We start from the raw sequence: 348 nt of genomic DNA, 5'->3' as shown, positions 1-348 counted from the left end.
CGTTGGCCCAGGCGAGGATGTGGTCGGCGTCGTTGTCCAGGGAATTGTTGCTGCACCCTGGGAAGGGGCATTTGCCGTCCCGCAGCATCAGCCAGTTCCGCATCGCCTTGGTCAGCCGGTAGCTCGTCCGGCCGATCTCCAGCGGTGCCCCGTCCCGCGGGTCCACGAGCACCCGGTAGAACGAGTCCGCACCGTTGGCCAAGAGCCTGCGCGCCATCGAGGGCGGGATCGGTCCGTAGCCGTCCAGCATCGCCGGCTCGTCCGTCAACCCCGTCAAGGACAACGCCGGGACGGTGACCAGGACCTGGGGGCGGATCGGGGTGGACGGCAGGCGGGCACCGGCACCGG

At 69.8% G+C, this 348-nt stretch carries 1 protein-coding gene; it reads right to left on the bottom strand.

Translation table 11 applies throughout. The features are described 5' to 3' along the window. On the bottom strand, positions 1-348 hold a 348-nt coding region (locus ACYSM9_RS21940), incomplete at both ends, for an HNH endonuclease signature motif containing protein (RefSeq protein WP_461859054.1).

Source organism: Arthrobacter sp. C152 (assembly GCF_054890965.1).
This window is presented reverse-complemented; position numbering and strand designations above follow the sequence as displayed.